Origin of the sequence: Olivibacter sp. CPCC 100613, assembly GCF_036959255.1 — a bacterium.
In the GTDB taxonomy this organism is placed as follows: domain Bacteria; phylum Bacteroidota; class Bacteroidia; order Sphingobacteriales; family Sphingobacteriaceae; genus Olivibacter.
Window position 1 is genome coordinate 20168 of the sequence record NZ_JAWMTI010000007.1, and the last position, 19235, is coordinate 39402.

At 42.1% G+C, this 19235-nt stretch carries 12 protein-coding genes and 1 riboswitch; of the genes, 4 read left to right on the forward strand and 8 right to left on the reverse strand.

The genetic code is table 11. The annotated features are described in order from the left end of the window. Window positions 1-19 precede the first annotated feature (19 nt). From RYH73_RS19630 to RYH73_RS19660, 7 genes are all read right to left on the reverse strand, one after another. Entirely contained in the window at window positions 20-1336 is a 1317-nt protein-coding gene (locus RYH73_RS19630; RefSeq protein WP_335315181.1) for a YeiH family protein, read from the reverse strand. 93 nt (window positions 1337-1429) lie between these two features. Next, entirely contained in the window at window positions 1430-2386 is a 957-nt protein-coding gene (locus tag RYH73_RS19635; RefSeq protein ID WP_335315182.1) for a sterol desaturase family protein, read from the reverse strand. Window positions 2387-2746: 360 nt separating this feature from the next. Then, window positions 2747-3445 carry a thioredoxin domain-containing protein gene (locus RYH73_RS19640; protein ID WP_335315183.1) on the reverse strand — a complete coding sequence of 233 codons (699 nt, stop codon included), beginning with the start codon at window positions 3443-3445 and terminating at the stop codon, window positions 2747-2749. 60 nt (window positions 3446-3505) lie between these two features. Then, window positions 3506-5338, reverse strand: coding sequence for an arylsulfatase (locus RYH73_RS19645; RefSeq protein ID WP_335315184.1), 1833 nt, complete (start codon window positions 5336-5338; stop codon window positions 3506-3508). 144 nt (window positions 5339-5482) lie between these two features. Then, window positions 5483-7048, reverse strand: a complete 1566-nt coding sequence (locus tag RYH73_RS19650) for a RagB/SusD family nutrient uptake outer membrane protein (RefSeq protein ID WP_335315185.1) — start codon at window positions 7046-7048, stop codon at window positions 5483-5485. Window positions 7049-7063: 15 nt separating this feature from the next. Further along, window positions 7064-10180 carry a SusC/RagA family TonB-linked outer membrane protein gene (locus RYH73_RS19655; protein ID WP_335315186.1) on the reverse strand — a complete coding sequence of 1039 codons (3117 nt, stop codon included), beginning with the start codon at window positions 10178-10180 and terminating at the stop codon, window positions 7064-7066. A 460-nt stretch (window positions 10181-10640) separates the two neighbouring features. Then, window positions 10641-12080, reverse strand: coding sequence for a phytoene desaturase family protein (locus tag RYH73_RS19660; protein ID WP_335315187.1), 1440 nt, complete (start codon window positions 12078-12080; stop codon window positions 10641-10643). Between the two features lie 232 nt (window positions 12081-12312). Continuing rightward, window positions 12313-12414, forward strand: a riboswitch (SAM riboswitch). Between the two features lie 98 nt (window positions 12415-12512). Here RYH73_RS19660 and metH point away from each other — a divergent pair. From metH to metF, 3 genes are all read left to right on the forward strand, one after another. Continuing rightward, the gene (gene metH, locus RYH73_RS19665; protein WP_335315188.1) at window positions 12513-16205 is read left to right on the forward strand and encodes a methionine synthase; all 3693 of its coding nucleotides are present in this window, start codon (window positions 12513-12515) and stop codon (window positions 16203-16205) included. A gap of 74 nt (window positions 16206-16279) precedes the next feature. Further along, entirely contained in the window at window positions 16280-16663 is a 384-nt protein-coding gene (locus RYH73_RS19670) for a four helix bundle protein (protein ID WP_335315189.1), read from the forward strand. A gap of 46 nt (window positions 16664-16709) precedes the next feature. After that, a complete protein-coding gene (gene metF, locus RYH73_RS19675) occupies window positions 16710-17666 on the forward strand; it encodes a methylenetetrahydrofolate reductase [NAD(P)H] (protein WP_335315191.1) in 957 nt (318 codons plus the stop codon). 4 nt (window positions 17667-17670) lie between these two features. Here metF and RYH73_RS19680 read toward each other — a convergent pair whose 3' ends face one another. Then, window positions 17671-18198: a hypothetical protein gene (locus RYH73_RS19680; protein ID WP_335315192.1), complete on the reverse strand. Its 528-nt coding sequence runs from the start codon at window positions 18196-18198 to the stop codon at window positions 17671-17673. A 194-nt stretch (window positions 18199-18392) separates the two neighbouring features. Here RYH73_RS19680 and RYH73_RS19685 point away from each other — a divergent pair, with 194 nt between their 5' ends. Then, window positions 18393-18806, forward strand: a complete 414-nt coding sequence (locus RYH73_RS19685) for an OsmC family peroxiredoxin (protein ID WP_335315193.1) — start codon at window positions 18393-18395, stop codon at window positions 18804-18806. The last annotated feature ends 429 nt before the right edge of the window (window positions 18807-19235 follow it).

Below are 19235 nucleotides of genomic sequence, written 5' to 3' on the forward strand. Positions count from 1 at the left end.
TAGGCATTTTGCTATGGTCTTATCCAAAAAGAAGCATCGCCAATATCAATGTGATGATGATATTAAATAGTTGGGCAATTAGAAAAACCCAAAAGGGTCTTTTGCTATTTTCTCGGATTAAATCCTTGAAATTAGTTTCCAAGCCAATACTGGTAAACGCCAGCGCAAACCATAAGCCTTGTATGCTTTTTATATCTCCCTTTACGGCGGCTACTGTGTCTGCTTGTAAAAAAAACGAAAACAAGAGGGATGCACCTATAAAACCAAGCACAAATTTAGGGAAGCGCTCCCAGATCACGCCTAAACTGGGTTTACTTGCAGCACCCTGTCCTGCCGGGTGATTGGTATATGTCCAATAAACAGAAATGGCAAGCGCAGCTACGCCCAACAATACATTTTGGGAAAACTTCACAATCGTACTTATTTTTAATGCGGTTTCACCCACTAAAGAACCTGAAGCGACAACCGCTCCAGAAGTATCGATACTTCCCCCCAGCCAAGCACCGGTCACTTCTTCCGAAAAACCGAAATAGTTCGCTATATAAGGCATAAAAATCATCATCGGAATTGCCGTAATAAGTACCATAGACACTACGTAGGACAATTTTTTTGAATCACCCTGTATGGCCCCTGAAGTGGCAATAGCAGCCGAAACGCCACAAATAGAGACGGCGCTGGATAACATTAAGCCTAGTTCTTCATCTATCTTAAATTTCTTGCACAACCAAAAAGAGAAATACCACACCGATAAAACAACAACCAACGATTGGATAAGACCGAGTGATCCTGCTTTCAGAATATCGGAAAAAATCACGTTCGTTCCGAGCAAAACCAAACCGATTTTCACCAAAAGTTCAGCAGATAAGGCTTCCTTAAGCCAAACCGGTAGCTTAATGGTATTGCCTACCAACAACCCTACAAACAAACTAAAAATGACAGCTTCTAAACCCAGGTCTTCCATGGTTCGATTGCCCGCTAATAACAAGGCGAAGGCTGTTAAGAAAAAGACCACGGGAAAACCCAATAAATACGGTTTTACCTTTCTACCGGTTAGCAATCCTCCTAAAATGAGGAGCACAAACGTAAAAATAAGTTGCCCCAACAATTTAAACAGGTTTTCTCCGGCAAACACGGAAGTTAAACCAGCGGTGTCGGACCATTTGTATTTGGGTGCTTCAACATGAAAGCCTAAAATAGCTAGGCCGATAATAATAAAACCCAATATGACCACTGTCCAATCTTCTGTAAGAAAATTCCGCTTGGGCAGGTTTTGCAATTCGGGCGATAAATCTTGTTCTTGGAGAACCGTTTCGCCTGATGTTAATCCTTCATTCATTTTTTTAGTATCTGATTAGTATTGAAACCAAAACTATCATAATATGTTAAAAGGAGAAAGGATTTTTTAAAAAATCCTTTCTCCGATCACCATTTAGGTGATCAATCGCTGTTCAATCGGATTCGTTTCCAGAGGTAAGTCTGGTTCCTCTTTTTCACTGTCAAACCGTTCGTCACTTGCTTTGACATCTGCTCTTACCATCGGTCCGCTCGCAGCCAGCTCACTTCCAGGTACGCTCGACTTTAATAGGGGCCAAAGGAACTGCGCATACCATTCATCCCCTTCATAATGGGATATCCCGTATGATTTCGGATACTGCCGGGTGATTAGCGCTGTACCAAAGAGCATATCCCAGAAGAAAAACATATTACCAAAATTCCCCTTATAATAGCCAACGCCGTCATCCGTCGTATCAGCATGATGCGCATGGTGGGTTGCGGGGGTCGAAATGACCCTTTCCATTACCCAAGCAATGGGCTGAAGCCACTTCTTTTCATAAAAGGGTTTATCCCATTTAATGCTTGAGTGTGCCATCTTAGTAATAAGCGACTTGATGCCTTTAGCGAATAAAGCGGGATATCCTAAACCCAGATAGACTAAAATGGTTGTCAAGTAGGTCTGCGAGAAAAAAATGGTATAGATAACATTCTGTCTGGAAGCCATAGACATTCCCATGTAAGGAGCAGAATGATGTGTTCTGTGAAATCGCCACAACCAAGGGATCTCATGGTGAAGCCGATGATACCAATATTGTGTTAAGTCATCATAAATGCAAATGATCACAAAGCCCCAGAAAAAGGGTACCCAAGTTAATGCATCTTTACCGTGTGGTAATAAATAAGGTAAAAATTTCAACCCAAAATAAGCCACTAATGGCCTAGTTACCAGTCTAGGTAACGCATAACAGACTAAATCGAGTAGTTTTTCGTTTCGGTTCCAATTCTTCCCATAAAGGCCCAGGGAAAACTCGATGACACCGATGATCAGGGTAAGCGCCGCAAAACCCCAGGTATTTAAATTTTCAAATATGGCTTCAATAAATTGTATCATGATCTAATTGATTAGAATTTTAACCTTGTTACTTTATCCATGGTTTTTGCCCTGTGAGATAGAAATAAAGAAACATTAATAAAATAGGTAATGCATAAATAAATAGACTTAGCAAAATGTTCCTTATCATCCTATCTTTCACTTCTTTTTCTAGTTTCATCTGTAAATAATTAGTTCAATTTCAAACACGGACACGATTTATATTTTCTATACAAATCGTACATTGATTTCCTGTATTAGCTGAGCAGGAGCTGAAGTACACCAATCAGGAGCAATATAATAACAGCAGGTACAAGGGTAATGACCACTCCCACTGATACCTTCTTGATTAATAAAATAAAATCCTGAAACGTCATGTCGCTATATTTTATGTTTACGCAGCTCTTCGTTAATTTCATCTTTTGAGCTCAGGCCTTGCTTTCTCCATATTACTTTATTCCCTTTGTACAAAATCAGCGTGGGAAGCGCGTCCACGGCCAGCTCCTGAATCAGTTTTTTATTTTCATAGGCTTCTATATCGACTAACTTTACCAAAGATTGGTTTTGCGCAACAAGCGATGCGACAATCGGTTTCAATTTTTTACATCCGCCGCAATAACGGGATCCCACCTCTACCAGAACCAATTTGTCTGCGCTTATTTGCTCATTAAAAGCAGCGAGTGAAAGACCTTCACCCCCCGTGGAGAGGACCGGTTTTCCTCGCGCGATCCATTTACTCAGTCCTCCCGGAAATTCATACACTTCCGCAAAACCGATCCCGCGTAAATGACGTGCAACCTTTGCACTTCGTCCGTTTCCAATCGAGTAAATAAATACGGGTTTTCTTTTGTCCAGGTGGGCACCGACCTTATCGACCATGGCTTCAGTAGGAATATTTACTGCCCCTGGAACGCGATTTTGCGCGTATTCTTCTTCCGAACGTGCGTCAAGAATTTGTGCTTGTGGTCCTGCATCCATGAGCTTTTGTTCAAAAGCCAAGTAGTGAGAATCCGTTTTTTCCTGCCCGAGAACAGCATGGCCTACAATTAGCAGGAGCATCGATAAAATAAGCTGTTTCATAGTTAAATAGTTTAAAAAATAAATGTTTTTCTGAGACATGATAATCTTTGTCACTTCATTTTATTGCTTACTTAACGTATTGCGTCGATCGGCAACGTCATCCCAAGTTATGTAAGGATAGATATTGTTTCGCTTAGCTTCTGTTTCAAACAATGCTTTCAACTCTTCAAGCTTTGCCGGATTTTTCTTAGCTAAATCATGTTGTTCATTAAAATCCTCATCCAGATTGAACAACTGCCAATCAATGTGATTGGCATTATCAAAACTGACATTACGGCTTTTTCCGCCTTTATTATCAGCAATTTTAAATGCTAAGCTGGCTTTCCAACCATCTTTGTAGATCGCTCGCGAACCAAAAATGTAATAATACTGAACAGAATGACGAGATGGTGCCTGCTTATCCGCAAAAGAGTAAAGCAAAGAAGTTCCTTGGATAGAATCCTGCTTAACGCCTCGAATTGACTCCGGCGCTTTTATATTTAGGAATTCCAAGGTCGTCGGCAGTAAATCGTTCACATGACCATATTGAGTCCGTATTCCTCCTTTTTCTTCAATCGATTTCGGATAAAAAACGATCAAAGGGTTCCGCGTTCCTCCTTCAGCATGTGCATCCTGTTTCCAATATTTAAATGGTGTATTTGCAGCCTGCGCCCATCCCAAGGGATAGTTACCATTTGTCGCCTGTGGTGTACCAATCAGATCAAAATTCGCTAAATGGGTCTGGAGAGCCTCTTCTTCACTCAGATCTTGCTGCAAAGCAGCGGCAGGTGATCGTTTAATCGTACCATATAAGGTCCCTTCTTTACTGGCACCATTATCACCTAATACCACCAATATGAGGGTATTATCCAGTTGATTAATTTCCTTTAGATGATTGACCAAACGACTTACTTCATAGTCGGTATAGGTCAGATAACCCGCATAGACCTCAAAGAACCGAGCATAGACTTTCTTTTCGTCAGCTGATAATTTATCCCAGGCTTTGATATAGGGGTTTCTGGCAGGCAAGGTCGCATTTTTCGGGATGATCCCCAATTCTTTTTGTCTTTTAAACACCTGTGTACGATAATCGTCCCATCCTTTATCAAATTTCCCTTTATATAAATCCCGCCATTTAGCTTCCACCTGATGTGGTGAGTGAGTCGCACCTGGTGCGTAGTACAAAAAGAAAGGTTTATCCGGTGCAGCACTTTTTTGCCGATCGATAAAACGAATCGCTTTATCCGTTATTTGCGCACTCAAATGCCTGCCATCTGGTGCAACGTGGGCATTATCCTCTACCAGATCGGGGGTATATTGATCTGTTGCCGAACCCAGAAAGCCAAAGAAATGCTCAAAACCTTTACCCGAAGGCCATCGATCGAAAGGGCCTGCATCTGTGGCATCTTGATCCGGTGTCAGTCCATACTTTCCGACAGCAAAGGTACTATAACCTTGTTCTCTTAATATTTCTGCTATGGTTCCTTTATCAGCGGGTATTCGACCATCCCAACCGGGAAACCCAAAAGCAGACCATCGGTGGGAGAATCCACCCTCATGCACGCGATGATGATTACGGCCGGTTAAAAGCGCGGCGCGTGTCGGTGCACAGATGGCTGCCGTGTGAAAATTGGTATACCGTAAGCCATTATTCGCAAGACTGTCAAAAGTCGGCGTACTGATTAATCCACCAAAAGTACTGCTTGCACCAAAGCCAACATCGTCTAATAAAATCCAAATTACATTCGGTGTGTTCGCAGGTGCCTTGACGGGATCAACCCAAGCTTCCTTTGAGTTTGCGTAATTTGTACCAACCAGCCCTTTAAAAGGTTCCTGTTGTTGGGAAATGTTTTGCCCCTGAACCACGGAAAATGCGGTGAGCAAAAAAACAGTGGTATTCATTATTCGTTTCATCTGTAAATAATTTTTTATCCATCAGTTAGATGGAGCTTACCATATTCAAAATTTACATTTCTCTGTGTGATGAAATTTTAAATATGGACGGTTCATAACATTTGATAATTGGAGGTCTTTCTTGTACTTGATAAAAATTCATTATTAAAATCCGGGATTCTGTGTGAGAAGATGGTTATTGTCGATCTCGGATTGTGGGATCGGATACAACCGATGTTTTTCTGCAGCATTGGTTTTACCGACCTTATGAAGGCTCTTTACAAAAATGCTGTTACCCGCGGCATCTTTCTCCCTGATCAGGTCAAACCAACGCTGATATTCATATACCAGCTCCAGCCTTCGATCAAGATAGACCGAATCACGAAATTGATCTTTATTGAGCCCGGGCGTTAGGTTAGGCAAACCGGCCCGTTCACGAACACGGTTAATGGATTGATAAGCCTTTGCTGTAGGGCCATTTTGCTCATTCTCTGCCTCCGCATGAATCAGCAATAATTCCGCGTATCGAATAATGGGCACATTGGCCGCCGATTCACTTGGCACCGCCGTGGAATTGGGATCCCACCACTTATGAAAAAATGGAGTCGAATCACCAGGTACCGCCGGATTATTTAATGGAAGTGCATATTGCCGCCCGTTTGTCGGACTGGTAAAACTGGTAACAAAGGTAGCCGATCGACGTTTATCGGAAGGTTGATATAATTTATAGATGCTAAAGTAATTATCGTTACCTTCTTTATAATAGCGAACCATATGGGCATAATTTCCTCTCAAGCCTGGTACACCGCTCAATATCGCACGTGGATTCTCATTGTTCCCCTGATTGAGGGAGTTGGACTTAAATTGGGCCGAGAAGATGTGTTCCTTTCCATTTTTGAAATCGGGGAGAAATACCTCCGCATAGTCTTCAAAAAGATCATATCCATAATTCCCCGTACCACCATCCTGAGCAGAAAGCACCTCTTCTGCTGTCAAAACAGCGTTTGCATAATTCTCTTCCAATTTCAGCGGTAGTGAAGCCTTTATGAGATAAACCTTCGCTAGCAGGGCCTTTGCCGCTCCCGCTGTAGCGCGCCCAACATCCGGGGATGCATAACCGTCAGGTAATACGTCAGCAGCTTCCTTTAAGTCTTTTTCGATCTGCGCATAAACTTCCGCGCTAGGCGTACGTGCAATGGCATAATCATTCGCATCAATATAAGTTTCATAATTGAGAACTAACGGAACGTCACCATATAAGCGCACCAAATTAAAATAATATAGGGCTCGTAAGAATTTAGTTTCTGCGAGCAGTCTGTTTTTTAAATGGGCATCGAAATCTATTTCCGGTATTTTTGCTAATGCCACATTTGCTCGCTTGATGGCCGCATAATGCTGTTGCCAGATCTCATAAATCCTTAAATTGGTGGACGAGTGCGCTAGAACGGAAAGCGATCGTACATCTGGATTGGTGGCCCCCGGTCCCGGATCCTCGTCATCTCCGGCCATGTTCATTCCTGTATTAAATAACGTATTATAGGGCGATTGAACAGATGATCCACCCGAGTTTAGAAAAAAATAAACCGCGTTGACTGCATTTAGCGCATCGTCTTGCGTCTTGTAAAATTGATCTTCTGATATAACGGAAGCTGGTTCTTCTTCCAGAAATTTCTGGCAGGAAGAAAAACCGAGTCCGATAAAAAGTAATGCGATATAGTTAACTATTTTCATGGTTAATGCTATTATTTATAGAGCTAATGAAAGTCCAAGTTGAAAAGAGCGGCTGTTGGGATAAACTCCCTGGTCAATTCCCTTGTTGATCAAGGATTGTTCGTTTAAACTAACTTCAGGGTCAAAACCGGTATAATCGGTCCACGTCCACAGATTTTGTGCGGATAGGTAAATTCGTAATGAATCGAAACCTGATCTTCCAAAAAACCGCTTCGGAAGCGTATACCCAAAAGAGAGATTCTTCAAACGGAGATAGGTCGCGCTTTCAATGAAACGGTCTGAAATAGTGATTGCAGGATCCTGAAAGGCCGCTTTTACATCGGTATCGATATTAGTCGGCGTCCAACGGTTCAATAATTCCTTTGAAGCATTCACATAACCCGTACCCAGCTCTAAATTAGCACGGTTAGCATTGTAAATCTTCCCCCCTACCGAACTCTGGAAGAAAACGGATAAGTCAAAGCCCTTATATGAAAAATTGTTGGTAAGCCCGGCTGTAAATCCAGGTTGGTTTGCGATCACCACCCGATCGCCGGCCTGTGTAATCTGCCCATCACCATCTATATCCTTATATTTTTGCCCACCAGGACTTTTGTTCTGCTGTGGCGTCAACGCAACATCACCTTCTTGAATGATTCCATCGGTCTGATAAACGATAAACGAGCCCAACGGATATCCCACTTTGGCAATAGATGGCTGCGAGATTACCGGAATAATTTGGTCTACTCCTTCACCCAGATCAAGAATTTTGTTTTTATTCTTAGCGAAAACCAAGATCGATTTCCAGCTAAAATCGCCAATTAAATTGTTCGAGTTCACATATACCTCGATCCCTTGGTTAGACACCGCCCCTATATTCTGATAGATTGTAGACGCCTGCCCTCCTCCAAATTCAGCTAAACCTGATGTACCCGGAACGGTACGGCTAAGTAAGAGATCCGTTGTCTTTTTATAATAATAATCAGCAACAACGCTTATCCGATTATTGAATAATCCAACATCAATTCCTCCATCCACTTGGAACGTTTTTTCCCATCCCAGATCTGGATTAGGTACCGTAATGGGCGCAAAACCATGTACCGTTGTATTGGAAAAATTATACCTGAAATAACTGAGTCGTGAGAGCGACTGGTAAGATGGTATATTTTGATTTCCTGTTGTACCCGCACTCAAGCGCAACTTGAGCTGACTTATTTGTTTGATATCCTTGAAAAATTCCTCGTTACTTATATTCCAGCCAAAGGCTGCAGAAGGAAAATATCCCCATTTATTTCCTGCACCAAATTTAGACGACCCGTCAGCCCTGAAAGTTAGCGTGAACAAATACCGATTGTCATAAGCATAATTTACTCTTGCCAGGTAGGAGGCTAGCGACCATTCGTTGGCAATGGAACTCGGAGTTCTATTGGTTACACCCGTCCCTAAATTGTTGAAGCTAAAGGCATCTGTTGCAAATCCCGCAGCTTCCGCTACGGAGCCTTCGCTATTTGATTGTTGTGCTGTAAACCCAACAACTGCGTTGATTCTATTTTTTTCACCGATCTCCTTGTCGTAACTCAAGGTGTTTTCATTTAACCAGTTCGAAGTGAACACGGAACCAACTTGCGCTAAGCCTCCCAAATCGAGCCCTTCAGCAGTTGTTTTGGGTAGATAACGGTTCTGCTTGTTATCGACCACGTCAACACCTACCAAAATTTTAGCCTTTAACCCTGTAACAATCTCATACTCACCGGCTAGGTTTCCCAACAAGCGATTGGTTTTTGTTTCGTTCAATTGATTGTATAGCGAATTGATGGGATTCTGCAAACTTGACTCGAAAGGGCTGTAAATCACAAATGAACCATCATCCTGATAGATGGGAAGAGAAGGCGGTGTAAGCAATAAATTGGCAACTACTGCCGTCGGGGCAACATCGGCCTTCGACTGACTCGCTGAAATATTAGCTGTAAATTTTAGTTTTTCACTATAATCATGTGCAACATTGATTCGTCCTGATATTCTTTTGAACCCGGTATTTTGGAGAATCCCATCTTGATCAAAATAGTTGCCTGAAATGGCTAACCTGGTTTTTTCGCCTCCTACTAAAATGGATAAATTATGATTTTGAATAGGCGCCTCTCTAAAGGCTGCAGCCTGCCAATCAGTCCCTATCCCACTGGTATCCAGCGAATAGCCGGATATCGATGGCAATGAGACTGATTTGCCTGAATTAGCAGCGGCATCCTTTCGCAGCTGCCACCATTCTCCGGCGTTCAATAAAGGAATTGTTTTAATTACTTCCTGAAAGCCATAATAACCATCGTAGTTAATGGACGATTTATTACGACCTCCGCTTTTAGTCGTAATGATTACAACACCATTAGCACCTCTCGAACCATAAATGGCGGTAGCAGAAGCATCCTTCAATACATCAATTGATTCAATATCAGAAGTGTTAATGGTGGATAAGGGGTTTATCTTGGACCCGGTGGTTACCCCCGCATCGTTTAATGAGTAATCGTTATTCAATGGAAAACCATCGATCACATATAACGGATCACTTCCCGCAGTGATGGAGTTATTCCCTCGTATCTGCACGCTAACTCCACCACCCGGCTGACCTGAAGTCTGTGTCACAACTACGCCGGGAACAGCGCCTTGCAACAAACGTTCTGGAGAGGCAACCGGTTGGCTCTTTAATTCGGTAGGGACAGAAGCAACCGACCCCGTTAAATCACCCCGTTTTTGTGTACCATAACCGACTACGACCACGTCTTCCAACTGATTAAAATCTGGTTCTAAGCCGATATCTATCGGGCTTCCGGTAGCTATTACTTTTTTAACTTTATAACCAACATAGTTGATGATGAGGGTATAAGGGAATTTTTGTCCCGTAATGAACTTAAATTTCCCGTCACCATCTGTACTCGCTCGATGTGTCGTCCCCTCGATCGACACCGTGGCTCCCGGAAGCGGTTCTTTCGAGTTATTATCAAAGACCTTTCCATCCAGCGTGGAATTGATCAAAGGTTTGGTAACCTGCGCACGCAGCGTTCCAATGGACATAAAAAAGAAAGCTGCTAAAAGCAGTGGGGGTAACTGCTTAGGTAATGGAAAAATAAATCGATGTAGTTTAGCAAAGTAATTAATCATTGTACATTATCGTTAGGTGCATATAGTTTCATAATCGATGTAAAGCGATTATGAAAAAGCAAAAAATGAAGTCTCTGGGAGATGGAAATAGTAGAAAGATTCGTTGTTAACAACAACAGGAATAGCGCATGGCTATAAGTGTAGGATAAATAGGAAGGTAATGTCCGATGAGATGTCTAGGGTCTTCTTCAACTAAGAGAACTGCTTGCTGATTTGTTTTCATCCGAAAATAATTTGTTTAAGGCGCTATGAATCTACATTTATCGACACGCGTAACCAAGGTAGATATAGCCGATTTCATCCGTTTATTTTTACTGAATCCTGTCTTATAGACTACTATTTTAGTAGACATTTAAATCAACACAAATATACAGGCATGTGTCATGCATAGTTAGGAACAAAAACTTCCTATTTGGGATATAAATTTTACCTATTCGGCAGAAAATGTACTTATTGTTAGTCAAAAATTGATTTTAATTCCGAAACGTTGCCGTAAAGCTTGTTTAGCGGCATGGTATCCACACATCCCGTGCACACCTCCCCCTGGAGGGGTTGAAGAGGAACAAATATAAATATCCTTTGCGGAAGTACTATAGGGCGACCACCTTAAGGTGGGTCTGGCATACAGCTGTCTGATATCCATCAAACCGCCATTGATATCACCTCCCACATAATTCGGATTATAGGTTTCATACGAGATCGTATTCATGGTCTGTTTCGCTACAATACAGTCTCTAAAACCAGGAGCATAACGTTCAACCTGCTGTTCGATAGCTGCTGTCATATCAACGGCGGACCCATTGGGTACATGACAATAAGCCCATGCGAGTTGGTGGCCTCCTTTTACGCGACTTGGATCAAACAAGCTCTGTTGTGCCAGCAAGACAAAGGGTTTGATCGGGTGGTTTCCCTTCCAAACTTGTCGTTCTGCTTCAGCAATCTCTTGAAAGCGATTGCCAATATGAACGGTTCCGGCCGCTCGACAGGGTGCTGCCAAAAAGGGAATCGGATTATTCAGTAGCCAGTCAATTTTGAAAACACCCATGCCATAGCGGTATTTTTCTAGCTTCTTTCGGTAGGCAGAATGAAATTGATCACCCGCTATTTGCAGCAGCTGCTTAGGCCCTACATCAAAGAGATAGACGGTCGCTCGGGGAAGCTTTCGATAAGTTTCTACCGGAAAACTCGTTTCAATTTCCCCACCTATCGATTGAAAATACAATGCGAGTGCATGGGCAATTTCTTGTGAGCCACCCTGTGGAATGGGCCAGCCCCCTGTATGGCCGGCTATAGCTAATACCAAGGCAACGGCCGAAGTCATCATATAATTCAAAGGAAGCATGGCATGGGCTGCCATACCTGCCCATAGCGCTTTCAATTCTTCCGTGTGAAAGTTTTTTGCTATTTGCGCTGCTGACTGAATTGCCTTCATACCGAAACGCATAAGGGGAAAAGGATTCGACGGCACATGGAAAGGGGCTAATAAATCATCGATCAGCTTGGGCCATCGTTCTATTAAAGGCCCAAATAAGCGCATGTAATTAGCTTCATCCTCATTAAATTGACCGGCCGTTTCTTTTAGCGAAGAAAATAACCCTACCGCCTTTCCTCCGTCTAAGGGATGAGCAGCCATAATGGGTGGATTTATGTAAACCAAACCATGCTGCTCGAGCGGTAGCTTCTTGAAAAAGGGAGATTGCAGTGCCATTGGATGGATGGCAGAACATATATCATATATGTTTCCTGAATCCATAAATCGTGCAGACCGCAGACCTCCTCCTATCGTCTCTTTAGCTTCTAACAGCAAAACGCCCAACCCCGCTTTCTGCATTGCAATAGCCGCAGCCAGACCGTTGGGCCCGGCGCCGATTACAACTGCATCGTATTGATCCCTTTTCATATCCTATAAAGATAGGTGCTTGTAAAGCAAGTTTCCAAATAAGAGCAATGGAATACGCTTTAAGCTCACACAGATCACATCATCACATCAGCTAATTATCACATTGGCTAATTAACGACTTCCCTACTCCACAACTTAACGTCTCCACCACTTAACGTCTCAACTACATCAACCACCCAGCCACAAAGTAAATTCTATTTGATAATCACCAAATTATTACCGACATTTGCAATGCTTATTGAGAAAGACGGAGGGATTAGACCCTGCGAAGTCTTGGCAACCTGTGCTTACAAGGTGCTACATTCTACCTGATTTGAATCAGGAAAGATAAGCAAAAGTCATTTTCTAGACTTTTTCTCAATGCAAGCATCATTTTAACAATAAAACATCTATTTGGGAGATAGATAGAACCTGTATGGTTTACTGTGCCGTATGAGTATTAGAGAAGAACTGAACAAACGCATTTTAATTATCGATGGTGCAATGGGCACCATGATTCAACCCTATGGGCTTAGTGAGGCTGACTTCCGTGGGGAGCGTTTTATCAATCACCCCTGCGAAGTAAAGGGGAACAATGATTTGTTAAACATTACCAAACCGCTTATCATCAAAGAAATACACGAAGCCTATCTGGATGCAGGTGCGGATATTATTGAGACGAACACTTTCAGTTCACAGGTAATATCAATGGCCGACTATCAGATGGAATCCTTAGTATACGAATTGAATTATGAAGGTGCAAGGATCGCCAAAGAGGCCGCAACTGAATTTACACATAAAAACCCTGAAAAACCGCGTTTTGTAGCAGGTGCTATCGGCCCTACCAATAGAACAGCCTCGCTTTCGCCTGACGTTAACGACCCAGGTTATCGGGCGGTAACCTTCGACGACCTGGTCAATGCTTATTATGAACAAGTTCGGGGGTTGATTGATGGCGGAGCGGATGTATTATTGATTGAGACGATATTCGATACCTTGAACGCCAAGGCGGCGATTTTTGCCATCATTCAATATGAAAATGAATTAAAAGCAGCAGGTAAACGAAAGGATGCCATCGATATCATGATTTCAGGTACCATTACCGATGCAAGCGGTAGAACGCTTTCCGGCCAAACGGTCGAGGCTTTCCTAAATTCCATCAACCATGGTAATATCCTGAGTATTGGCCTTAATTGTGCACTGGGCGCCAAAGAAATGCGTCCCCATATTGAAGAGCTTTCGGAAAAAGCAGCTTGTTTTGTGTCGGCTTATCCGAATGCGGGGCTCCCGAATGAATTTGGTGGCTATGATGAAAAGCCACATGAAACGGCGCATTTAATAGAAGACTTTATTGAAAGTGGTTTTGTCAATATTGTTGGCGGATGCTGTGGTACAACACCTAATCATATTCAATGCATTGCAGAAAAAGCGGCTAAAGCAAAACCGAGAAAAGTTCCAAAACCTGAGCCCTTCCTACGCTTAAGTGGTTTGGAGCCTATCACCTATACGCCAGAAAGCGTTTTCATGAACATTGGAGAACGAACCAACGTAACGGGGTCACCGAAGTTTGCAAAACTGATTCTTAGCGGCGATTTTGAAGCAGCACTCTCCGTGGCCCGTCAGCAGGTGGAGGGTGGAGCACAGGTTATTGATATCAACATGGATGAAGGTATGCTCGATTCGGAAGCAGCGATGACACGTTTTTTGAATCTGGTTGCTTCCGAACCGGACATTGCCAAACTTCCCATCATGGTTGATTCATCAAAATGGTCGGTTATTGAAATGGGATTAAAATGCTTGCAAGGTAAAGGAATCGTTAATTCCATCTCTTTGAAAGAAGGAGAAGAATTATTCAAAGAACGTGCTACTACCATCATGCATTATGGAGCTGCCGTGGTAGTCATGGCTTTTGATGAGGTTGGTCAAGCCGACTCTTACGAACGTCGCATCGAAATATGTAAGCGTTCGTACGACATACTGGTCAATGAAGTGGGATTTCTGCCACAGGATATCATCTTCGATCCGAATATTCTAACCGTTGCAACCGGTTTAGAGGAACATAATAACTATGCGGTCGACTTCATCAATGCGACACGATGGATTAAACAAAACCTTCCATTGGCTAAAGTAAGTGGCGGTGTAAGTAACATTTCTTTCTCTTTTAGAGGTAATAATGTAGTTCGCGAAGCCATGCATGCCGCGTTTTTATATCATGCCATTAAAGCTGGGTTAGATATGGGAATTGTAAATGCCGGCATGCTGGAAGTGTACGAAGAGATAGAGCCGACCCTGCTAACCTATGTGGAAGATGTCTTACTGAATCGCAGGGAAGATGCTACGGAGCGTTTGGTTGAATTCGCCGAAACGGTCAAAAGCAAAGACAAGGCCGAAGTAAAAAGTGCGGAATGGCGTAATGCGAGTGTCGAAGAGCGCTTATCGCATGCTTTGGTTAAAGGCATCATCGAATTCCTGGATGACGATGTGGAGGAAGCGCGACTAAAATACCCGCGTCCGTTAGAAGTCATTGAGGGCCCCTTAATGGATGGGATGAATATTGTTGGCGATCTTTTCGGTGCGGGAAAAATGTTTTTACCGCAGGTCGTAAAGTCAGCTCGTGTGATGAAAAAAGCGGTTGCTTATCTTCTACCTTTCATCGAAGCCGAAAAAGCGAAGAATCCCTCGGCAGGAGATCGAAAAAATGCCGGAAAAATTCTGATGGCTACGGTTAAAGGAGATGTCCATGATATTGGGAAGAATATTGTTGGTGTTGTATTGGCTTGCAATAACTTTGAAATTATCGACCTGGGTGTGATGGTACCCAGCCAGAAGATATTAGACGAAGCACGAAAACACCAAGTAGACATCATTGGCCTGAGCGGACTCATCACACCGTCGCTCGATGAAATGGTTCATGTCGCTAAAGAAGCAGAACGAGAGGGCTTTAAAATACCGATCATGATCGGTGGAGCAACCACGTCCCGTATTCATGCGGCTGTAAAAATCGCTCCCGGCTATTCGGGTACCATTGTGCATGTATTAGACGCTTCCCGCAGCGTAACCGTTGCCAGTAGCTTATTGAATCCCGAGAGCAAAGAAAACTATGCCGCCACGATCCGTGCTGAATATGATCAAGCAAGGGAAAACCACTTAAGAAAAAGAGCAGATAAAAAGCTGGTGTCAATTGATGAAGCGAGAGCAAAAGCATTTCAACTCGATTGGACAAATTACCAAGCACCTAAACCCGGTTTTTTGGGAACCAAGGTGTTTGCCGATTTTCCCTTGGAGGACTTACTGCCCTATATCGATTGGACTCCTTTTTTCCATACGTGGGAACTACGTGGCAGCTACCCCCGTATTTTGACGGACAAAGTTGTAGGAACTGAAGCCACCAAACTATTTGATGATGCTAAAAAGCTATTGCATGAAATCGTTTCCAAAAAATTATTGAAAGCGAAAGGTGTCATTGGTTTTTGGCCCGCAAATGCCATTGGTGATGATATCATATTATATAAAGACGAGGAAAGAAAAGAGATCTTAACGCGGATCCATACCTTAAGGCAACAGGCAGAAAAAGCCAAAGAACAGCCTTATTATGCCCTATCAGATTTCATCGCACCGGTGAATAGCGGCGTGCAGGACTATTGGGGAGGTTTTGCTGTCACCACCGGCATTGGATGCGATGAGCTTGTTGCCGAATATGAGAAGAATTACGATGATTATAACAGCATTATGGTGAAAGCATTAGCCGATCGACTTGCCGAGGCTTTCGCAGAAAAGATGCACGAGCTGGTTCGCCGAGAATATTGGGCATATGCACCCGAAGAACAGCTCAGCAATGAAGAATTGATTAAAGAGCAATATGCGGGTATACGACCAGCACCGGGATATCCCGCCTGTCCGGAACATACTGAAAAAATTACGCTTTTTGCTATCTTAGAAGCAGAAAAGAACACCAGTATTTATCTAACGGAAAGCTTGGCGATGCATCCAACAGCCGCTGTTAGTGGCTTCTATTTTTCCCATCCTGAATCAAAGTATTTCGGCGTCGGAAAATTAGGAAAAGATCAAATTGAAGATTATGCTAAACGGAAAAACGAATCCGTGGAGGTCATTGAAAAGTGGTTGGGACCGAATTTGGGATATTAGTTGTTGGTTGTGAGTTGTGAGTTGCGCGTTTATTTCTACCTTAATCGTCCTATATTAAAACGACGTTGTATAAAATGAATGAACAAATTAAATCTTATACTGAGTTAGAGGTCTGGAGGCGAACCAAAGATTTGGTAAAAGAAATATATTTATCAACTAATCATTTTCCTAAAGAAGAAATGTTTGGTTTAGTGAACCAAATGAGACGATGCGCCGTATCAATACCGTCTAATATTGCCGAAGGATGTGGTAGAAACTATACTAAAGACAGCATTCAGTTCTTTTTTATAGCACGAGGGTCCTTGTATGAACTGGAAACTCAAATACACCTATCTTTTGACTTAAACTTTATTAACCAACAGAAACTTGAAATGTTATTGGACCAGCTGCTACATGCAAGAAAATTGTTAAATGGTTTTATCCGTTACTATCAGCAACTTAACAACAAAAAGCAGTAACTTTTCTCACAACCCACAACGGGCAACTCGCAACTAAAAACATAAAATGAAAATCACCGATCACATCGCTAACGCTAAAAATAAAACACTTATCTCTTTCGAACTGCTTCCGCCTATTAAAGGACAAAGCATCCAGGGTATCTTTAATACCATTGATCCGCTGATGGAATTTAATCCTCCTTTTATTGATGTTACTTATTTAAGAGAAGATTATATCTATAAGCAGCATCCTAATGGCTTGCTGGAAAAGGTAGCTTATCGTAAGCGGCCAAGCACGGTTGCGACCTGCGCAGCTATTATGAACAAATATAAGGTCGATGCAGTACCGCATCTCATCTGTGGCGGCTTTACCAAAGAAGAGACGGAAAATGCCTTAATTGACCTTCAGTTTTTAGGCATCGATAATGTCCTCGTGTTACGTGGCGACGCACGAAAAAGTGAGAGCGCATTTGTACCAACACCGGGTGGGCATGCTTATGCGTCGGATCTATTACAACACGTTGTCAACATGAATCATGGTCGATATCTGCATGATTATATGGACAATACTGAAAAGACAGATTTTTGTATTGGTGTTGCAGCTTATCCCGAGAAGCATTTTGAAGCACCTAATTTGGAAACCGACTTTCATTACCTGAAGCAAAAGGTAGACTTGGGTGCCAACTTTATTGTAACTCAAATGTTCTTTGATGTCCATAAGTACAAGGCTTTTGTAGATAAATGCCGTTCGCACGGCATCAACATCCCTATTATTCCGGGATTAAAACCACTTACCACCAGAAAACAGCTTACCAGCTTGCCGAAGGTTTTTCATTTAGATATCCCCTTGGAGTTAAGCAAAGCGGTACAAGCGTGCAAAAATGAGAAAGAGGTAAAAGATGTGGGAATTGAATGGATGATCCAACAATGTAAGGACCTTATAAAAATGGGCGCTCCCGTCTTGCACTTTTATACAATGGGGAATCCCGAACCAACAAAAAGGATCGTGCAGGGGGTGTTTTAACCCCCTACTCTTTAATTCGAGTATCCGTGTAATAGGAAAGGACTCGATATTCACCATTCACCTTGCCAAATACGAAAGCAAAGTAATGATCACCTACGGTATCATACTCTCCATATTGGCAATATAATTCCAGCAAGGTACTTCCCGCATCAATTGATCCGGCAAGCCTTTTATAATAATCACCGCTCGATTCAACGTCTATCTGTTGTACCTGTTCCACCGACCGTTGTGGAATGATTCTTCGCACATCTTCATTAAAGATAAGAGACTGATATTGATCAAAATCACCCGTATCTAATAAACCATCCAGTTTTTCCTCTTCACTTAGACTATTCATCTCATCTACCCAATAAATGGTTTGCAGCGGAAACTGCAATACATTTCTGATTGCGTCAATTTGACCGGCTTCTATGTTTCGTTGAAAACCTTTATAAAAGCTCTTAAATTCTTTATCTATTTTCTGACTATGTGCTTTAAAGCTCCATATGCTTAGCAGAAAAAGAATAACATAAGGCATAAAATTCGATTTCATTCGTAAATAATGAGCAAATCTTTAAAAGAAACAAAACTGCATTATATTTGTTGATAAATCAAACTTAGATAAATTCATTTTTATATAAAACGTAAATTTTGCAGACACCAAAATGAACTTGTTCTAATGCTATTCGACCATCCAGACTATCTTATAAAGGAATTTTTTAGAAACAATAAATATAATTTTTAACAATGAAAAGAAGCGCAACAGCCGTTTGGCAAGGATCCGGAAAAGAAGGAAACGGCACCTTATCTACACAAAGTGAAGTACTCCAAGAAACACCCTACTCTTACAAGACCCGATTCGAAGATGCAAAAGGGACGAATCCCGAAGAATTGGTTGCGGCAGCACATGCCGGATGTTTTACGATGAAGTTAGCATTCAATATTGATGCTGCGGGCTTTAACATCGAAAAGTTAGAAACGACCTGCGACATCGAATTAAAGGACGGAAGCATCACCAGTTCCTTTCTCACCGTATGGGCTAAGATTCCGGGTATTCCCAAAACAAAGCTGGATGAATTGGTAACCGACGCGGAAAAGAACTGCCCAATCTCTAAATTACTGAATACCAACATATCAGTAGACGCTCATTTAGAAGAGTAAATTGAAAAATAAATCCTTTACAATAATCAGGTTAAGAACGATGAATTGTAAAGGATTTATTTTTGTAACATTTCTCAATATTTTCCCAAAAAGCGAGGACGGTATTCGTACTTATTAAATTAAATCCTACCTTTGACCAATACGCTTGCTAAAAGCTTTTAACGAGCATACTAAAACAAACACATTTTACTTTTCATAGGTTTCTTTCTGCGCGAACGAATATTGTTGAGCGAAAAGATTATGTATGGCGTTTTATTATCACACATGGCTAACTATTTTTCAAAACTGAGATTTACCCAATTTTATCTCTACCTGCTGCCGGCAACCAACCGACAACAAACCATTTTACATTTTTCAATTTCTTACCACCCATCATTTATTCCTCAAAAGAATCCCCCTCCCCTTGAGGCAATAAATCTTCAGACCTAA